The sequence below is a fragment of the Kribbella catacumbae DSM 19601 genome (assembly GCF_000372465.1).
Classification (GTDB): Bacteria; Actinomycetota; Actinomycetes; order Propionibacteriales; family Kribbellaceae; genus Kribbella; species Kribbella catacumbae.
Genome location: NZ_AQUZ01000034.1, coordinates 54,662 through 73,221, shown reverse-complemented (window position 1 = coordinate 73,221; position 18,560 = coordinate 54,662). Strand labels below are relative to the sequence as shown.

The following is an 18,560-nucleotide window of genomic DNA, read 5'->3' as shown; positions in this document are numbered from 1 at the left end:
CCCCATAACTCCTTGGTTCTGGCTATCAGCGCGCCTGGATGTCGCGGATCCACCTCTCGACGTCGGCAGCTGTGCGGGGCATCGCGGCCGACAGGTTCTCGTGGCCGTCAGGGGTGACGAGTACGTCGTCCTCGATGCGTACGCCGATGCCTCGGAACCGCTCAGGGGCAAGGAGATCGTCGGCCTTGAAGTAGAGTCCGGGTTCGACCGTGAGGATCATGCCTGGCTGGAGTTCGGCGTCCATGTAGTCGCCGCGGGTGGCCAGCGCACAGTCGTGCACGTCGATGCCGAGATGGTGGCTGGTTCCGGCCACCATCCACCGTCGGTGATACTGGCCCCGGTCCGCGTCCAGAGTGGCCTCCACATCGACGCCGTCGGGCAGCAGACCCCACTCATACAGGTGTTCGGCGATCACCCGGATGGCCGCGGCGTGGATGTCGGAGAACCTGTTGCCAGGCTTCACCGCGGCCAGTCCGGCCTCCTGCGCGGCATAGACGGCGTCATAGATCTCACGCTGCGCGGCGCTGAACTCGCCGCTGAGGGGTAGCGTGCGGGTGATGTCGGCGGTGAAAAGAGAGTCCAGTTCGACACCTGCATCCACCAGGATGAGGTCGCCCTTGCGCAGGTCGCCGGTGTTCTTGATCCAGTGCATGGTGGTGGCGTGGTCACCGGCGGCGCAGATCGAGTCGTAGCCGATGCCGTTGCCTTGATGGCGGGCGTGCAGTCCGAAGACTCCCTCGACCCAGCGCTCCCCGCGTCCCCTGGCGACGGCCTCGGGAAGGTCGGCGATGACGGCCTCGAAGCCCCGATGCGTCGCTGCGACAGCCTGACGCATCTGGTCGATCTCCCAGTCGTCCTTGACCATCCGCAGGGTCGAGAGGGCGTGGGACAGCTCGTCATCCCGCTCGACTGCGAGGGTCTTCCCCGGGTCGGCGCCGACCGTGGTCCTGGCCTCGTCTACCTGTGCGGTGACGTCGGGGTCGGCGTCGCGGACCACTCGCAGGGTTACCTGGCCGACGTCCTTGGCCATCGCGTCGGCGAATTCGTCGATGTGGCGGGCGGTCAGGCCGAGCTCTGTCTCGACGTCGGTGATCGTGGGACGAGCACCGACCCAGAATTCGCCGTACCGCGTGTCGGCGAAGAACTCGTCGCTGTCCCGGCCGGCCAGCGGGCGGAAGTACAGGATGGCCTCGTGACCACCTTGCTCGCGCGGCTCGAGTACGAGGATCGCGCCCGGCTCACGGTCACCGCCGAGCCCGGTGAGGTGGGCGAACGCCGAGTGCGGGCGAAAGACATAGTCGGAGTCGTTGCTGCGTACCTTGTGTCCGCCTGCCGGGACCACCAACCGCTGGCCCGCGAACTGGTTGCTCAGCGTCTCGCGGCGCGTCGCGGCGTACGGTGCGACCTCTGCGGGGCCGGTCGTCGCGGTGGGACGCGGAGCCCAGTCCTGCGCGATGAACCTGCGCAGTTCATCGGTGGTGGGACGCGCTCTGTTCTCGACCAATCTCTCGCGTTCGTTCGGCATGGGATCATCGTGAGGCAGCACCGCTCCAGATGGTGCCCAAACGTGACAGTGACACGCTTGGGCGGCAGGCACGTCACGTGGTATCGCACGGGGCAGGGATTGTTAGGTTTGCGTCCATGGCAGCAGTGAATGTCTCCGAAGCCCTCAGCCAGTTGGGCCTCGGAAACGAGGCGGCCCGGACCTACCAGGTACTGCTGGCCGGCGGAGCGGCATCACTGGAAGAGCTGGCGAAGAGGACCGGCCTGGCCGCGGACGCCGTGACCGCGGCTCATCGGGAACTCGTCGATGCGGGCCTCGTCAACACGCTGGAGGCGGCGGACGGTGTCATCGTGCCGCTCCCGCCGCAGGCCATCCTGGAGATCCTCGGCAGACTCCGCACGGCGGAGATCGACGAGTCCCGCCTCGCGGTGACCAGTGCCTTCGAGGCGTTTCGCCGCCAGCGGATGGCCACCGGCAGCGACAACCTCGTAGAAGTGGTGACCGGCGCGGCCATCGGGCCGCGCATGAGGCAGCTGTACACCAGTGCCCGCCACCGGATCCGGCAACTGGACTCACCGCCGTACTATCCGCATGAGGCGGTACAGGACGCGTTCGAGAACCTGACCCGCGGAGTCGAGCAACGGATCGTGTACTCCAGGGAGTCATTGACTCATCCCGGCAAGCTGCATGACGACATCGAGCCGTCCATCAAGGCGGGGGAGCAGGCCCGGGTGGCGCCGGAGATCCCTGTCAAGCTCATCATCGTCGACGACTCGGCAGCCATGGTGTCCTTCTCCATCCGGGAGGTGGACGTCTTCAACACCATGCTCGTCGTCCAGCCCTGCGGCCTGTTCACGGCCCTGGAGGCGCTGTTCGAGCACATCTGGCGGGCAGCTCTGCCATTCCACGACCGAGAGGCGGATTCGCAGCGACTGCTTGCCCAGGACCGCCGGCTCCTTGCGCTGCTGGCCGGTGGCGTTTCGGACGAGGCCATCGCCCACGAACTGGGGGTCAGCCGCCGGACGCTTTACCGGCGGGTCGAGATCCTCGGCGCCAGGCTGGGGGCCTCGACCCGCTTCCAGTTGGCCCTCCTGGCCCAGCGACGCGGATGGTTGTGACGCTGCCGTCAGCTCACTTCTGCCAGCCGATGTCCTCGAGGGGTCCCCGGAAGAACAGCCCTGATCCGTAGTTCGCCAAACCTGTCTTGACGGCGGTGATCTTCGGTCCGTTGAACAGCGGCAGCACCTGGTACTTCTTGAGTGCTTCGACCTCGAGGTCGTTGAAGCGATCCTTCTGCTCCTGCTTGTCCGGAAGTTGGCCGATCTCCTTCGCCAACTTGGCGAGCTCGACGGTCGTCTTGGCATCGCTGTAGCCGGCGGCGGGGGAGCAGTAGAACTGGCAGAACAGGTAGAAGCCTTCGTCGGGGCCGCCCGTCGACCAGCCGAGGTACAGCGTGTCGTACTCCTTCTTGGCCAGGATATCGGCGAACTCGGATCCCTTGCGCTGCGGCAGTTCGAGCTCGACACCGACCTTCTTCAGCATCGCCTGCGCTGCGACGCTGACGTTCTTGACCGCGGCGGAGTCGCCGATGATCGGCCAGACCAGGTGGAGCTTCTCGCCACCCTTGGTGCGGATTCCGTCCGGCCCCTTGGTCCAGCCCGCCTCGTCCAGCAACTTGTTGGCGCCGGCCTCGTCGTAGCTGACTCCGGCCTCCTTCAGGTTGTCGCGGTAGCCCTCCTGGAACGGGTAGAGGACGAACGAACCGGGCAGGTCCTCGCTGTAGTTCATCCCCTCCGTCTTGATCTTCAGGAGTGTTTCGCGATCGAGGGCGCGCTCCACGGCTTGGCGGACGCTGGGATCGCCGAATGTCTTCGAGTCGGGGTTGAGGGCGACGAATCCGGTGCTCAGCGCGGCCGACTGACGCAGCTCGATGCCCTGCATCGTCTTCACCTGGGTGTTCGGCTCCTTGCTGCTGGCGTCGACGGCATCGATCTCGCCGTTGCGGAAGGCGTTGATCGCGGCGGTCGACTCCAGGTTGCGGAAGATGCGCTGATCCAGCTTGCCGGGCTTGCCCCACCACTTGGGGTTGCGCTCGAAAACGACCGTCTTGTCGGTCTTGCTGATCGACTTGACGTGGTACGGCCCTGCGCCCCATTCGTCATGGGGGCTGTTGATGTAGCCCTCGTTGAAGATCTTCGGGTTGTCGACCTTCGGGTGCAGGAGCGTGTTGAACTGGCCCTGCCACCACACCCACGGCCCGGAGTAGGTCACCTTGGCCTGCTTGGCGTCCTTGCCGGGCTCGACCGAGGTGATGATGTCGTAACCGTCGGTGCTGTTGACCGAGTACTCCTTGTTCTTGCCGTTCGAGGCCTTCCACACCGTCGCGAACGCGCGCCAGTCGATCGGCGTCCCGTCATTGAAGGTTGCCTTGGGGTTGATGGTGTAGGTGATCACCCGGTTGCCGTTGACGAGCTCGTCCTTGACCTCAGTGAGGTAGTCGGGGTTGGGAGACCACTTGCCGTCGGGTGACATCAGGCTCAGGTCCGCGTTGTACCACCTGAAGAGCTCGACGCTCCCGCTCGTGTAGTCGGCGTGGAAGGGGTTGAGCTGGTCCGGTGCGCCGCCGCTGGCGGTGGTCAGGGTCCCGCCGTCCTTGAGGTTCTCGCGCGGTTGGGGGTTGTACTGCACCGACGCCGACAGACCTTCGCGGTCGATCTTCGGGCCGGAGGCGGTCGGACTGGTGGAAGAGCACGCGGTCAGGGTGAGGGCGAGGACTGCCCCCAGGGCAAGCCCTTTGTTCTTGAGCGTCATGGTCAGGTGCTTTCTGTGGAGGTCGTGACTGATCCGACTCGGCGGGTGGGGCTCTCAGCGGTGGAGGCAGGCATAGCGGTGGTCAACCCCGTCGGCCGTCTCCTCCAGCTGAGGCGACACGGTGGTGCACCTTTGCTGCTTCTCCTGGCTGAGGGTCGGCTTGAGCGGACAGCGGCTCGCGAACGGGCAGCCGGTCTGCTGCTCGGTCGGGCGGGGAAGATCACCGGACAGCAGGATCCGGCGGCGTGACCGTTCCACGGCAGGATCGGGAACCGGGACAGCCGATAGCAGCGCCTCGGTGTAGGGGTGCACAGGACTGCCGAACACTTGGTCGACATCGCCGTACTCCACGAAGCGGCCGAGGTACATGACCGCCACCCGGTCGGCCAGGTGCCGGACCACGGAGAGGTCGTGAGAGACGAACAGATAGGACAGACCGAGGTGGTGCTGCACGCGCTCGAGGAGGTTGATCACGCCGGCCTGGATCGACACGTCCAGTGCCGAGACGGGCTCGTCGAGGACGAGCAGGGAAGGTTCCGACGCGAGTGCGCGAGCGATCCCGATACGCTGCCGCTGGCCGCCGGAGAATGCGCCGGGGAAGCGGTCCACGTGCGCCGGGTCGAGGCCGACGAGATCCATCAGTTCGGCTACTCGCCCGTCGATCTCGCGGGCTGGTGCAAGATCGAAGGCGCGGATCGGCTCGCTGATGATCTCGCTCACGGTGAACCGTGGATCCAGGGCGCCCATCGGATCCTGGAACACGATCTGCAGCCGACGGCGCAGCTCGCGGGTGGCGCGCCTGTTCGCTGTCGAGAGATCGATCCCCTCGAACTCGATCCGCCCACCGGCGTCCTTGGCCAGGTCCATGATCGACAACAACGTCGTCGTCTTGCCGCACCCCGACTCCCCGACGATGGCGAGGGTCTCTCCGGCACGAATGTCGAAGCTGACACCGCTGACGGCGTGCACCGTACCGATCCGCCGCTTGAGTACCGCGCCTTTGGTGAGAGGGAATCCTCGGGTCAGGTCTTCCACCACCAAGACCGAGTTGCGCTGCTCCCGCGGCACGTTGGCCATCACGCCCGGCGGGATCTCCGGCAGTGGGAAGACCGGCGCCCCATCGATGGCACCGTCGACGATCTCGTTGCTCCTGACACAGGCGGCTCCGTGGCCGGCGTGTACCTCCAGCAAGGCAGGTTCGTTGTCCAGACACTTGTCGAGCGCGACTGGGCAGCGGGCAGCAAAGGGACACCGGTCGGGAAGGTCGATGAGCAGGGGCGGATGGCCGGCGATGGGTACCAGGGGAGCACCCGACCGGTCGTCAGGGCGGGGAACCGCGCCGAGCAGGCCGAGCGTGTAGGGCATCCGCGGGTGGTGAAAGAGCTCATCCACGGTCGCGCGCTCCACCGGCCGACCGGCGTACATCACCATGACGTCGTCGGCCATGCCGGCCACCAGGCCCAAGTCGTGGGTGACGATGATGACCGCGGCGCCGGTCTCCGCCTGGGCCTTCTTCAGCAGCTCCAATACCTGCGCCTGGATGGTGACGTCGAGGGCAGTCGTCGGCTCGTCCGCGATGATCACCTGCGGATCGTTGGCGATGGCGAGGGCGATCACGACGCGCTGCCGCATCCCGCCGGACAGCTCGTGCGGGTAGGATTTCATCAGTACCGCGGGGTTCGGGATGCCGACGAGATCGAGCAGTTCGGCCCCGCGCTCCCAGGCACGGATCTTGCCGACGTCCTGATGGACCTGGATGGCCTCGACGAGTTGCTTGCCGATGCTGTGCACCGGGGTCAGGCTGGTGAGCGGGTCTTGGAAGACCATCGCGATGTCGTTACCGCGCACCGATGACAGCTGCCGGTCGGTGAGACCGACGAGCTCGCGGTCCAGGAGGCGGATGGACCCGCTCACCCGAGCACTGTCCGGGAGAAGTCCCATCACCGACAGGGCCGTCACCGACTTGCCCGAGCCGGACTCGCCGACGATGCCGAGTGTGCGCCCTGGATGGAGCTCGAAGGAGACGCCGCGTACTGCGTCCACGGTGCCCGCCTCGGACGGAAAGGACACCTTGAGATCTTCAACCCGCAGCAGGGGGGTGCCGCGGAGATGGCTGTCGCTGGGGACGGTGGAACGGGTGACCGCCGGAGTTGTGGGCATCAAGCGTGGCCTCCGGCCTGCGAGTTGGGGTCCAGTGCGTCGCGGAGCCCGTCCGCGACGAAGGCCATCGAGACGGTGAGCAGGGTCAGCGTCACGGCAGGGAACCAGAACTGCCACGGAGCGCTGTAGAGCTGTGAACTGCCGTCACCGATGAGGGCTCCGAGTGACACGTCAGGCGTCTTGACGCCGAACCCGAGGAACGACAGTCCGGTCTCGGCCTGGATGGTTGTGACGACGCCGAGGGTGAAGTGGATGGTCAGCATGGAGCCGATGTTGGGCACGATGTGACGCAACACCACGGCGGCGGGCCCGAGCCCCATGTAGCGGGCGGCCGCGACGTACTCGCGTTCGCGCAGCGACATCGCCATCGTCCACACGACGCGGGCGTAGTACATCCATCCGAAAAGGACCAGAACAACGATCAGCATCCGCCAGTCGCCGTTCACGCTGTTCGACACGAGGGCGAGGATGAGAAAACTCGGGACGACGAGCAGGAAGTGGATGACTTCCAGCACGATGCGTTCGGTACGGCCCCCGACGTAGGCCGCGATGGAGCCGACGAACGCGGCGACCGCTGTGGTGCACAGGGACACCAGCACACCGATGGTGAGCGAGCGCTGGATGCCGTGCGCCAGCTGGGCGTACAGGTCGTTCCCGGAGCCGTTGGTGCCGAACCAGTGCTCACGGCTGGGACCGGTGCCGATGGCAAGGAAATCCACGTCGCTGTAGGTCCACGGCACGAGGTGACCGCCGATGATGCCGAACAAGGCGATCAAGACGAAAACGAGAACACCGACGACGGCCATCCGATTGCGCAGGAACCGCTTGGAGTAGAGGCGCCACTTCCTGGTACCCCGCCGCGCCGGGGCCTCGAAGGTGTTGCCCATCGTCGACATGACGCCGTCGCCGGCAACCTCGGTGGGCAGGGCTTGGTTGGTCACGTCAGCTCACCCTCACTCGCGGGTCGAGGGCGCCGACGACAACATCGGAGAGCACCGCTCCGATCGCGGTGACGACGGCGCCGAAGGCGGCCACGGCGACGGCGCCGTGGATATCGTTCTTGCTGATGGTGGTGACGAAGTAGCGCCCCATGCCCTCCCAGCCGAAGATCGTCTCCGCGATCACAGCACCCGTGAAGATGCCGGGGATCGAGAAGGCAACGGACGTCGCCACCGGGATGATCGAGGTGGGCAGCGCGTGGCGTCGGATGGCGGTCGCCTTGGTCAACCCCTTGGCTCGGGCCGTTCGGACGTAATCAGCGCCGATGTTGTCGAGTAGCAGCGCTCGTTGCAGGAAGTGATAGCCGGCATAGCCGGTGACGACCAGGGTGACCGTCGGCAGGACCAGGTGCTGCAGACCGTCAAGCAGACCGTGCAGGAAGCCTTGCGTGCCAACGCTTCCGGACCCCGACACGAACAGCACGGTCCGGCCGAGCGCGTTGTTCAGTGCGATGCCGGCCACCACGGCGGCGAGCGCCATCACCGGCGTCGGGATGTTGAGCGTCACCACCGACACCTGCTGCAGGACCCGGTCGGAGGCCTTGTACTGGCGGGATGCCGTGAAGACGCCGAGGGCGACGCCGATCAAGGTCGTGAGCACGGTTGCCCCGAGCACGAATTCCGCGCTGACCCAGATCCGGGTGGCGACCTGGTCATTGACCGAGGCGCCCTCTGGGCTGGCGCCCCAGTTCCAGTGCACCACGATCGCGGAGATCCAGTCCCACCACCGGTGCAGCAGCGGTTCCTGGTCGTTGAGGTTGAAGCGGGTCAGATTCGCATTGACCGCGAACTCCGGGACCGGCGGTCGACGTTGCAGGTAGTTGGCCCGCGGATCCAGGAAGGACGAGGCCAGGAAGTAGGTGAGGTTGGTGGCCAGCACGATCATCAACGCCCAGCCGAGGATCCGGCGCAAGATGTACTTCGTCATCGACGCTCCCTTCTCATCGACAGGCCCGAGAGCCCTTCAGCGCTGAGGGGTGTGTCTACCGAGCTGACGACCGGCGCGGAGCACATCTCCGCCACTGGCACGATCCGGCCACCGAGTCCGGTAGGCGGGAGCTGTGCCGAATCACGCCATTGGCGCGTCCCGCCCCACGCCAGACGAGACTTCGGCAAGAGTTCCTCCGTCAACCGCGGACCACTCACCAAGGAAGCCCATGGCCAGCGACTTTCTCGAAGACCAGATCAGGACCCGGAACTTCTCGTTGGGACGACCGACGCACCTGAAGGTGAGTGCCGACGGGCGGCGAATCCTCTTCTGCCGCACTTCGGACGGCTCCAGTGACCTCAGCAGCCTCTGGGCGTACGACGTAGCGAGTGGAACTGAGCGGCTGCTGTACGAGCCCGACGACTCAGGACATCAAATGGGCCCGGAGGAGCGTGTGCGTCGGGAGCGGCAACGCGACCGTTCGCGCGGTCTCAGCCGATTCGCGACGGACGCGTCGGGCACCTGCGTGGCGACCGTGGTCAACGGGCGCCTGATGGTGGTCGACGCAGCGAGCGGATCCGCTCGCGAGATACCGACACCGGGACCGGTTGTCGCGCCCTCGCCGAACCCAGCAGGAACAGCTGTGGCCTACGTTAGCGATGGGTCTCTCATGGTGGTAGAGCTCCCGGACGGGGACGGCCGGGTCTTGGCGCAGTCCTCCCGGCCAGAGATCACCTATGGGCTGCCTGAGCACGTGGCCGCGGAGTCGTTCGGCCGTCAGGAGGGGTTCTGGTGGTCGCCGGACGGTCGGAGCATTCTCCTCGCTCGCGTCGACACCTCGCCGCTCCCGGTCGTCCACCTCGCCGATCCCACGGACCCGGGCGCCGAGCCCAGAGCTGTTCGCTATCCCACGGCCGGCGGGCCCAATGCGAAGGTGAGCCTGTCGATCGTGGGGCTCGACGGTACGGCCACGGACGTCGTCTGGGACCAGGTGGCGTACGAGTATCTTCTTCGCACACTCTGGGACTCGCACGGGTTGCTGATCGTGGTCCAGAACCGTGCGCAGACGAAGATCCGGGTGCTCGACGTGGATCTGGCCACCGGCGCGACCCGAGAGGTCGCCGGCAGTGAGGACTCCACGCCGATCCTTGTCCGGAGTGGAGTCCCCGCGCGGCTTTCTTCGGGCAAGATCGTGTCGATCGGTGGCGAGGGCGACGCTGTCAGTCTGCTGGTGGACGGCGAAGTCGTCACACCGAGCGAACTGCAGGTCAGCGAGGTCATCGACGTCGAAGGGGACAGCGTTCTCTTCCGGGCCACGGACGAGCCGACCCAGACCCACGTCTACCGGTGGACACCGGACCACGGAGTGATTCGGGAGTCGACCGATCCGGGCGTGCACGCTGCGGCGCGTGGTGGCGAAACCGTTGCTCTGTCGAGTCAGAGCCTTGACTTCGACGGTGTTCGTATCGTGGTGCGTTCACCGGGACGCCCGGACCGTGAGATCGCCTCCCGGTCGCACCCGGCGCCAAGCCCGAGGGTCGAGATCTTCACCGCCGGTCAACGCGAGATCCGTACGGCGGTCGTGCTGCCCCGCGACGAGGAGTTGGCGTCAGGGCCGCTGCCGGTTCTCTTTGCGCCGTACGCCGGGCCCGGTGGGCAGCGGGTGACCCACGCGCGTGACGGATACCAGCAGTCCCAGTGGTTTGCCGACCAGGGCTTTGCGGTGGTGATCGCGGACGGACGGGGAACCCCGGCTCGGGGCCGGAGGTGGGAGCAGGCGATCTGGCTGGACAAGGCTGGTCCTGTGCTGGAAGACCAGGTCGCGGTTATCGACGACGTAGCCGCTCGCTACCCGCAACTGGACTTCGGCCGCGTCGGCATCCACGGTTGGTCGTTCGGTGGGTACCTGGCGGCGCTGGCGGTTCTGCGGCGCCCGGACGTGTTCCATGCGGCCGTCGCTGGTGCCTCGGTGACCGACCAGCGGCTTTACGACACTCATTGGGCCGAGCGTTATCTGGGACATCCGGATGAGCATGACGATGCCTACGACCGCTGCTCGCTCATGCTCGAGGCACATCGATTGCGTCGACCGCTCCTGCTGGTCCACGGTCTGGCCGACGACAACGTCCTGCCCGTGCACACGTTCCGCCTGTCGGAGGCATTGACGGCCGCTGCCAGACCGCACGGCGTGGTACCACTGCGAGGCGTCAGCCACATGCTCTCCGACCCGGAAGTCGCGATAGCACTGCGGCGGATGGAGGTCGAGTTCTTCCATCAACATCTAGGCGCGGCCGGTCGAGCTTGACGGGTCGGGCGTGGCGAGGCGGAAACTTTCTACTTGCGAAACTGGAAAGTGATAGCTATGGTTTCCGGTATGGAAAGTGATGCGCGGGAGCAGTTGCAGATCGTCGAGCGCGCAGAGGCGGCGCCGTACATCCACTATCCCCGAACGCCGTGGTGGTACCCGCCGGTGGTAGGGCTGTGGGTCGCGGCGATGATCACGGCATTCCTCTGGTGGCGGGCAAACACTGCGCTCTTTGCCGCCTCGGTGGCGATTCTGCTGGTGCTGGAGGGGGCCTTCCTGGCCTGGATGCAACGGCGGCATGGGGCGATGCCGATGCCTGGGCGCGGTACACCGCCGAAGGAGATCGGGGCGGTTTGGCGCAGGTACTTCATGTCGCTGCCGGTCGTCATCGCGGTGGTCGGGTTGGCCTGGTGGTTGATCGGCGTCCACGCGGCGGCGCTGACGGCGTTCGTCGTCGTCACCGCCGGGCTTGCGTACTACGAGCGTCGGTACGCCGCAGCCGCGGCGAAGGTGCGGGAGCGGCTCGGGTGATCGACGGACTCGATCCAGTCATCCATGCCCCTAAGCGGTTGGCCGCGATGGCGGTGCTTGCGAACTCGGCGTCGGCGTCGTTCAGGTTCCTGAGGGACTACCTGCAGATCAGCGACTCCGACCTGTCGAAGCACATGTCGGCGCTGGAGGCGGCGGGCTATGTGACCGCCGCCAAGGATGGCCGCGGCCGGGGCGCTACCACCACCTTCAAGCTGACCAAACTCGGCCAAACGGCCTACCTCGCGCACCGACAAGCCCTCCATGCCATCCTCGACGACCCCCTCCCGGACCAGCGGGAGTAAGTAAGCCCAGACGGTCACGCGACCCCTGTAGGCGATGTTCGAGAGGGGCTGGCTGGAGCTAAATAGTAGGAGGCTGATTTAGTGCTATTGCCGAAGGCGGCCGGGAGGCTACATGTGCGGGTTCGGACCGTGACCGGGGTCGCCGGCTCGACCGCGGCTTACCACGTCGAGGGTGACTTGGTCGGTGTGCTTGTCTGCCATGGTTTCGCCGGCAGCGGACTGTCGGTCCGACCGGCTGTCGCGGCGGCGGGGCATACGGTCGCCATGCCGTTGCTGCCGGGGCATGGGACCAGCTGGCAGGACTTGGAGCAGACGACCTGGATCGACTGGTACGACGAGGTCGGGAGGAATCTGCTCGGTCTGCGCGAGCGGTGTTTGGACGTCTTTGTCTTCGGGTTCTCGATGGGCGGTGCGCCGTCGCTGAGACTCGCTCAGCGCCACCCTGAGGTGATCGCCGGCCTCGTCCTCGTCAACCCGGCGATCGCCACGCGCGACTGGCGGGTCCGCCTGATCGGCAGGATCCCGGCCCTGACCCGAGCGGTCCGTACCGCTCCCGGCATCGACGGCGATGTCATGAAACCCGGCGTCGGCCAGACCGGCTACGAGATCGTCCCGACCCGCGCGGTCCACGAGCTGACCCGACTCTGGCGGGCCGTTCGCGCCGACCTCGCGGCGGTCGCGGCCCCGACGCTCGTCTATCGCAGCCGGGTCGATCACGTTGTGGACGACTCGTCGATCGACCTGCTGCGGACGAGGCTTCCCAATCGCCCTGTCATCGAGATGGTCGAGAACAGCTATCACGTGGCGACACTCGACAACGACGCCTCGGGGATCATCGACGGAAGCCTGACCTGGCTGGCGAGGCACCGGCGCCACGGCTGACCCGCGACGAGCCTGTAGTCAGATCGCTGTCGGCCGTTGCTCCGCGGACATGGGTTAGAGCGCGATTGGAATCGGGGACGCGCCTGCTGTTACGGCACCGCAACTGGCGCGTAGGCGGAGTTCGGGGCGTAGGAGTAGTTGGTGTGGCGGCCGTCCGGGCTCGCGGAGGCGTTCTATCAGGAGGTTGACCGCTGCTGCGCCGACAGCTTCGCGCGGAGGCCCTACGGCGGTGAGTGGGGGGCTGCAAGGGCTGCGAGTTGGTCGTCGTAGGGCACCACTGCGAGATCACCGGGAATCTCGACTCCTGCCTGACGGAGCCGGCTGACCAGTGGCAGCGCGGCGGAGTCGTTGTGGACCAGCAGGGCGTCCACGGTCCCTGCGTGCAAGCAGTCGATCAATGCCGCTGCCGCCTCGTCGACGGTTGCCGGGCTGTCTTCGTCGACAGTCCGCGGAACATCGGACGCGCGCTCCTCGAGACCGAGCTCCGACAGGGCCTCCTCGAAGCCCGCGCGCAACCGGGGTGCCGTGATCGTCTCGGAGTGCAGCAGACCGATCCGGCGGTGGCCGAGGCGGCGAGGTGGCGTTCTGCCGTGTAGGCGCCGAACTCGTGGTCGGTCGCGACCTGCTCGACGCTGCCGGAGTTACGGCCGACCCGACGCTCCGCCAGCACGACGGGTACCGGTATCGAGCGCAACCAGTCTTCGGTCTCAGGTGACGTACGGAGATCCAGGCGAGTCGCGATCACCAGACCGTCGACGCCGCCTTCGAGGAGCCGAGTCGAACAGATCGTCCGACTCCGCGCCGAGCACCTCGCCGTCGAGCCCCCAAGCCGGGTCGATCGCGACGCCGAAGTGGGCGAGCACGGCCGTGGCGATGTCGACGTTCTTCGGCTGGATCGCCGGCGTGGTCGGTGCGATGCCGGGACCGTATTGGATGATGAACGGCGCCCGCTCCTGGGGATGCTGCCGCCGTGCCCGCCAGCATCGGTGTGGCCGTGGTCGGTGGTGAAGATGAACGTCCAGTCCTCGTGGGCGTACGTCGGCCGGGACCTGATGCCGTCGAGCAGAGTGCCGATGTGGCGGTCGGTGTTCTCGATGGCCGTCCGGTAGCAGGCGCCGGTCGCGCCGCAGGTGTGGGCAGGCGATGTCGACATCGCCGAAGTAGACGAAGGCAGCGTCCGGCCCCGTTCCCTTCAGGTAGGCCGCGGCGTCGGTGGCGATCTTGGCATCCGCGGCGGCCGAGCCCAGGACGTCACCGTCGACGGTCACCCGCTTGTCGATCGTGTCGGAGAAGATCGCCTGCCCCGCACTGTCGCTGGTCAGCGGCGACGGCCAGGGCAAGAGACAGCGCGGCGAGGGACCTTTTCATGGGGACGCTCCTGTTTCGGATGGCGATGGCGACAGCGCACATGCTGGACTCGCGGCTGCGCTGCCATAGCGATTCGCGAATACGGGCTTTAAGCGGAACCGGCGTAAGGGCAACTCCTGGTGAACGGTGGCCGCTGAAGTTATGGCAGGTATAGGAATCTGCGTGGTTCCGTGCCAAACCAACCGTCGGTAGACATGGGGCACCATCCGACGGAAGGACCAGCCAGTCATGACAGCCCCACTCCGGCGAGGTCAAATGGCCGCCGGTACGACGCCCCCGTGGCGCCGATCGTCGAAGTCTGCACTGAGATCACACGGTGGCCTCACCGAGCAGCGAGTGCCGTTCCTCGTCAGCCGGCCGGTCGATGGCCTGCCCGCGGGGCATCGGTTGCGCAACTTCGACGCCTACTGGGTCGCTCTGAACCACGTCGCGAAAGCGGCGTCCGTCCCGGTCAGTCAGATCTGACTGACCGGTGGGTGACGCCGACCGGTGTCACCTGCCACACTTGCGAGAGGCACCGTCATGAGCCATCTGCAGTCGCGCGGAACGGTTACCGGGACATTCGCGCCATCCTTCAAGCGCTGGCGCATCCAGATCTTCGCGGTCACCTGGATCGCGTACGCCGGCTACTACTTCACGCGTCAGTCCTTCTCCGTCGCCAAGGTCGGGATCCTCGACGATCCGACGGTCAGCGCCTCCTTGACCCAGCAGATGCTCGGCGTCCTCGACGCGGCGTACCTGCTGGCCTATGCGGTCGGGCAGTTCGTCTGGGGCTCTCTGTCCGACCGGTTCGGGCCGCGGGTGATCGTGCTCGGCGGCCTGGCGATGTCGGCGGTCGCTGCGGTGTTCATGGGATTCACCACGGCCATCGTGCTGTTCCTGCCGCTGATGGTGGTCCAGGGGCTGGCGCAGTCCACCGGCTGGTCTTCGCTGTGCAAGAACATGGCGTGCTTCTTCACGATCAAGGAGCGGGGCCGGGTCCTCGGCCTGTGGAGCAGCAACTACGCGTTCGGCGGTCTGGCCGCGGCGCCTTTGGTCGGTTGGGTCGCTTACTCGCTGTTCGACAACTGGAGGGCCTCGTTCTTCGCCGGCGCCGCGGTGGTTGCGGTGGTACTGGTGATCGTCGCGGTCGGCCAGCGGAACAAGCCTGAAGATGTCGGCCTCGACCGAGTCGATGTCCTCGACCAGGACGCGGAGGAACGCCGCGCGCTGGTGGCGGAGCGGGAGGCGCGGCTCGGCTGGCGCGACCAGGTGAAGCTGGCGCTCAGCGACCGGATGATCGTTACCCTCGGCGCGACGTACTTCCTGCTCAAGCCCGCGCGATACGCGATCCTGCTCTGGGGCCCGGTTCTGGTGACCCAGCGCATCCCGGGCGTCACGAACCTGGAGGCCGTGATCATCCCGGTCGCGTTCGGTGTAGCCGGACTGGCCGCACCCATCCTGATCGGCACGGTGTCGGACAAGCTGTTCAAGGCCCGCCGGGTTCCGCCGTGCGTGCTCAGCCTGCTCGGCCTGGTGGTCGCGCTGGCTGTCTTCATGCCGATGACAGCCTCCGGCAGCGTCCCCTTGATGGTGCTGATGCTCGCGGTCATCGGGTTCACCGTGTACGCCGCCGACGCGATGATCTCGTGTGTCTCCGCCGTTGACTTCGGTACGTCGGAACGCGCCGGTACGTCGGCCGGGTTCGTCAACGGCTGCGGATCGATCGGCGCCGTCCTCGGCGGGCTGCTGCCCGGGTTCATCGGCGGCACCGCCTTGTTCTACGGGTTCGCGGCCAGCGCGTTGCTGGCGGCGCTGATCCTGGCGCCGCACTGGAATCGGATGCCCACCCACGCCTGACCGCCACCACAGACTGGAGCAAGCACATGAACATGAATCACGCGGAGGTCGCCGTGGTCGGAGGCGGGATCGTCGGTCTGGCGCACGCACTCGCCGCAGCGAAACGGGGTCGCAAGGTCATCCTGTTCGAGCGCGACGAGTACGCGGTGGGCGCCTCGATCCGCAACTTCGGTCTGGTCTGGCCTGTGGGTCAGCCGGACGGACTGTACGAGCGAGCGCTGGCCAGCCGTCGGATCTGGCTCGACCTCGCCGAGCGGTCCGGCCTGTGGGCGCGACAGAGCGGGTCGCTGCATGTCGCGTACGCCGAGGACGAGGTCGCCGTACTCGACGAGTTCCTCGCGACGACGCCGGCCGCCAGCGAGCAGGGATGCCGGATGCTCACGCCGGAGGAGGTCGGCAAGGAGAGCTCGGTGGTCCGGACGGACGGCCTGCTGGCGGCGATGTGGAGCCCGACCGAGCTGAACGTCGATCCCCGCCAGGCCATCCCGATGGTGGCCGAGATACTGGCCCGGGACTTCGGGGTGGAAATGCGCTTCGGCCATGCGGTGCGGTCGATCAACCTGCCGACGATCGAGACCGACCGGGAGAGCTGGCAGGTCGACGAGGTGTACGTCTGCAGCGGGAATGAGTTTCAAGCGCTGTACCCGGAGGTCTTCGCGAGCAGCGGCATCCGGCGCTGCAAGTTGCAGATGCTGCGGACGGCACCGCAGCGCGGCGGCTGGGAGCTGGGCCCGGCGCTCTGTGCGGGCCTGACGCTGCTGCACTACGGCTCGTTCAAGCACTGCACGAGCCTGGCCGCGCTGCGTGAGCGGGTCGAGGCCGAGCGACCCTTCTTCGTCGAGCACGGCATCCACGTGCTGGTCTCGCAGACCCGGTACGGCGAGGTCACCATCGGTGACAGTCACGCCTACGGTATGACGCACGACCCGTTCGAGCGCGAGGATGTCAACGCGGCGATCCTCGAATACTTCGCGACCTTCGCCGAGCTGCCGACACCGCGGATCGACGAGCGGTGGCACGGCTTCTACCCGTCCTTGCCGGACGGTAGGCCTGATCTGATCGCACGGCCGGAGCCGGGCGTAACGGTGGTGAACGGCCTAGGCGGCGCCGGCATGACCCTGTCCTTCGGCCTGGCCGAGGAGGTGCTCGGATGAGCGTTAAGGACAACTTCATCGACGGCAGTTGGCAGCCGGCGCAGGCCGGCGCGCCCCGGACGAACGTCAACCCCGCCAACCTGGCAAACCCTATCGGTGAGTTCGCGGAGTCCGGGGCGGCCGATGTCAAGGCCGCGATCGACAGCGCGTACGCCGCTGCGGGAGCCTGGCGCGAGCTCGGTCCGATCCGGCGCGGCAAGTTCCTTACCCGAGCACACCGTTTGCTCGGCGAGCGAGCAGCCAAGGTGGCTGCCGCCGTCACGCGGGAGCAGGGCAAACGCCTGTCCGAGGCAGCGGGTGAAGTCGATCGTGCCCCGAGCGCCGCAGCCGGAGCCGAAAGTTGCTGGGTTCTCGCGGTTGGCGATGTACTGCATCATCGGCCAGAAGTCGAGGAGACCGTTGATCGGATGCCTGAGTTCGCCTTGCCGGCCGGCGGCGCCGATCACGCGTGCGCATTGCCGCTGCACGGCGAGTTTCTGCACGCACTGTCAGTGGGGTCGACGCCAGCGGCGAGTTGGACGCACTGGCGCTCGTGCATGCAGCTGCTGCGGCCAGCGCGGCTGCTGCTGCGATAGGCACTGCCCAGCGGCGCATGTGAACAACCTGCCACGCGCAAGTGCCCTCGGTCGAGGATGGATCGGCCCCGCAGCCTCGGGCTCGGCACGCTCACCGTGATCGAGGCCGTCTTGCGGCGTGAGGGCGCCGGCGTGAACCTGTCGGTCGCGCTTCTGATAGCACTGGCCACCACAGCACCGGCGTCCGGTTCGGTGTCGGGCCCGGCCGACATCTTTGCGGATCTGTGCAATGTCACATAGTATCGGTTTGCCTTCCCAGCAGAGGAGAAACCATGAGCCAGTTGGCCAAGGCGTGGCACGGTATCCACGTCGCCACCGCCCTGCCCTTCCATGACGACCTGTCGGTGGACTATGACGGTTTCGCCGAGCATGTGCGCTGGCTGGCCGAGAACGGCATGGACGGCGTCACACCCAACGGGTCGCTGGGGGAGTACCAGACACTCACTCCCGAGGAGCGGGCCCGCGTGGTCGAGGTGGCCGTGGAGGCCGCGCCGGAAGGGTTCGGCGTGATGCCCGGTGCCGCTGCGTACGGCGCCGCAGAGATCGTTCCCTGGATCGAGCAGGCCGCGAACGCCGGCGCCCACTCGGTGCTGCTGCTCCCGCCGAACGCGTTCCGGGCCGACCGACAGGCCGTGCTCGAGCACTACCGGGCCGCGGCCGCGGTGGGCCTGCCGGTCGTGGCCTACAACAACCCGATCGACACCAAGGTCGACCTGACCCCCGACCTGCTTGCGGAGCTGCACGCCGAGGGGCTCATCGTCGCGGTCAAGGAGTTCACCGGGGACGTGCGTCGCTCCTACGAGATCCGGGAACTCGCTCCCGAGCTGGACCTGCTGATCGGATCCGACGACGTGCTGCTCGAGCTCGGTCTGGCCGGCGCGGTCGGCTGGATCGCCGGCTACCCGAATGCTCTTCCGAGGGCCAGCAAGGAGCTCTACGACCTGTGCACCTCGGGCAATGTCGGGGACATCGCCAAGGCGCTGCCGCTCTACCGTGACCTGCACTCGCTGCTTCGCTGGGACAGCAAGACCGAGTTCGTCCAGGCGATCAAGCTGTCGATGGACGTCGTCGGGCGCAAGGGCGGCAGTTGCCGTGCGCCGCGTGGCCCGCTGCCGCCGGAGATCGCCGAGCAGGTCGTCGCCGACACCAAGGCCGCGGTGGCCAAGGGCCACAACTGACATGGCTGCCCGCGACTTTCCGTGG

At 66.9% G+C, this 18,560-nt stretch carries 17 protein-coding genes and 1 pseudogene; 11 read left to right on the top strand and 7 right to left on the bottom strand.

Going from position 1 to position 18,560, the window contains the following annotated elements; all coding sequences use genetic code 11:
- Window positions 1-25: 25 nt before the first annotated feature.
- Window positions 26-1,525, bottom strand: coding sequence for an aminopeptidase P family protein (locus tag A3ES_RS0129605; RefSeq protein ID WP_020390468.1), 1,500 nt, complete (start codon window positions 1,523-1,525; stop codon window positions 26-28).
- Between the two features lie 116 nt (window positions 1,526-1,641).
- Here A3ES_RS0129605 and A3ES_RS0129600 point away from each other — a divergent pair, with 116 nt between their 5' ends.
- A complete protein-coding gene (locus tag A3ES_RS0129600) occupies window positions 1,642-2,622 on the top strand; it encodes a hypothetical protein (protein WP_020390467.1) in 981 nt (326 codons plus the stop codon).
- Window positions 2,623-2,635: 13 nt separating this feature from the next.
- On the opposite strand, the gene A3ES_RS0129595 is transcribed toward A3ES_RS0129600, so the two are convergent.
- The 4 genes from A3ES_RS0129595 to A3ES_RS0129580 are packed head-to-tail and all read right to left on the bottom strand — an operon-like array spanning window position 2,636 to window position 8,401.
- Window positions 2,636-4,315, bottom strand: a complete 1,680-nt coding sequence (locus A3ES_RS0129595; protein ID WP_020390466.1) for an ABC transporter family substrate-binding protein — start codon at window positions 4,313-4,315, stop codon at window positions 2,636-2,638.
- Between the two features lie 54 nt (window positions 4,316-4,369).
- On the bottom strand, window positions 4,370-6,475 hold the full coding sequence (locus A3ES_RS0129590) for a dipeptide ABC transporter ATP-binding protein (protein ID WP_020390465.1): 2,106 nt from the start codon (window positions 6,473-6,475) through the stop codon (window positions 4,370-4,372).
- Complete coding sequence (locus A3ES_RS0129585; protein WP_020390464.1) at window positions 6,475-7,416, bottom strand: ABC transporter permease; 942 nt, start codon at window positions 7,414-7,416, stop codon at window positions 6,475-6,477. Before A3ES_RS0129585 ends, A3ES_RS0129590 begins: the two co-directional genes overlap by 1 nt.
- Window position 7,417: 1 nt before the next feature.
- Entirely contained in the window at window positions 7,418-8,401 is a 984-nt protein-coding gene (locus A3ES_RS0129580) for an ABC transporter permease (protein ID WP_020390463.1), read from the bottom strand.
- Window positions 8,402-8,630: 229 nt separating this feature from the next.
- On the opposite strand from A3ES_RS0129580, the gene A3ES_RS0129575 reads away from it, so the two are divergent.
- From A3ES_RS0129575 to A3ES_RS0129560, 4 genes are all read left to right on the top strand, one after another.
- The gene (locus tag A3ES_RS0129575; RefSeq protein WP_020390462.1) at window positions 8,631-10,706 is read left to right on the top strand and encodes a S9 family peptidase; all 2,076 of its coding nucleotides are present in this window, start codon (window positions 8,631-8,633) and stop codon (window positions 10,704-10,706) included.
- 69 nt (window positions 10,707-10,775) lie between these two features.
- Complete coding sequence (locus A3ES_RS0129570; protein WP_020390461.1) at window positions 10,776-11,237, top strand: hypothetical protein; 462 nt, start codon at window positions 10,776-10,778, stop codon at window positions 11,235-11,237.
- Window positions 11,234-11,539 carry a transcriptional regulator gene (locus tag A3ES_RS0129565; RefSeq protein ID WP_020390460.1) on the top strand — a complete coding sequence of 102 codons (306 nt, stop codon included), beginning with the start codon at window positions 11,234-11,236 and terminating at the stop codon, window positions 11,537-11,539. Before A3ES_RS0129570 ends, A3ES_RS0129565 begins: the two co-directional genes overlap by 4 nt.
- Window positions 11,540-11,653: 114 nt before the next feature.
- Window positions 11,654-12,421, top strand: coding sequence for an alpha/beta hydrolase (locus tag A3ES_RS0129560; protein WP_020390459.1), 768 nt, complete (start codon window positions 11,654-11,656; stop codon window positions 12,419-12,421).
- Between the two features lie 54 nt (window positions 12,422-12,475).
- Here A3ES_RS0129560 and A3ES_RS57210 read toward each other — a convergent pair.
- Together A3ES_RS57210 and A3ES_RS55145 are read right to left on the bottom strand one after the other, a co-directional pair.
- Window positions 12,476-12,936: pseudogene (locus A3ES_RS57210) on the bottom strand (substrate-binding domain-containing protein).
- A 192-nt stretch (window positions 12,937-13,128) separates the two neighbouring features.
- Window positions 13,129-13,761: a hypothetical protein gene (locus A3ES_RS55145; protein ID WP_026163317.1), complete on the bottom strand. Its 633-nt coding sequence runs from the start codon at window positions 13,759-13,761 to the stop codon at window positions 13,129-13,131.
- A 256-nt stretch (window positions 13,762-14,017) separates the two neighbouring features.
- On the opposite strand from A3ES_RS55145, the gene A3ES_RS0129540 reads away from it, so the two are divergent.
- From A3ES_RS0129540 to A3ES_RS0129515, 6 genes are read left to right on the top strand one after another with little or no spacing between them, the layout of a single operon-like run.
- Complete coding sequence (locus tag A3ES_RS0129540; protein WP_202806614.1) at window positions 14,018-14,254, top strand: hypothetical protein; 237 nt, start codon at window positions 14,018-14,020, stop codon at window positions 14,252-14,254.
- 57 nt (window positions 14,255-14,311) lie between these two features.
- Window positions 14,312-15,628, top strand: coding sequence for an MFS transporter (locus A3ES_RS0129535; RefSeq protein WP_020390456.1), 1,317 nt, complete (start codon window positions 14,312-14,314; stop codon window positions 15,626-15,628).
- A gap of 26 nt (window positions 15,629-15,654) precedes the next feature.
- Window positions 15,655-16,782, top strand: a complete 1,128-nt coding sequence (locus tag A3ES_RS0129530) for a TIGR03364 family FAD-dependent oxidoreductase (protein ID WP_020390455.1) — start codon at window positions 15,655-15,657, stop codon at window positions 16,780-16,782.
- The gene (locus A3ES_RS0129525) at window positions 16,779-17,357 is read left to right on the top strand and encodes an aldehyde dehydrogenase family protein (RefSeq protein WP_026163316.1); all 579 of its coding nucleotides are present in this window, start codon (window positions 16,779-16,781) and stop codon (window positions 17,355-17,357) included. Before A3ES_RS0129530 ends, A3ES_RS0129525 begins: the two co-directional genes overlap by 4 nt.
- A 57-nt stretch (window positions 17,358-17,414) precedes the next feature.
- Entirely contained in the window at window positions 17,415-17,597 is a 183-nt protein-coding gene (locus A3ES_RS0129520; protein WP_020390454.1) for a hypothetical protein, read from the top strand.
- A gap of 32 nt (window positions 17,598-17,629) precedes the next feature.
- Entirely contained in the window at window positions 17,630-18,535 is a 906-nt protein-coding gene (locus A3ES_RS0129515) for a dihydrodipicolinate synthase family protein (protein ID WP_020390453.1), read from the top strand.
- Window positions 18,536-18,560 lie beyond the last annotated feature (25 nt).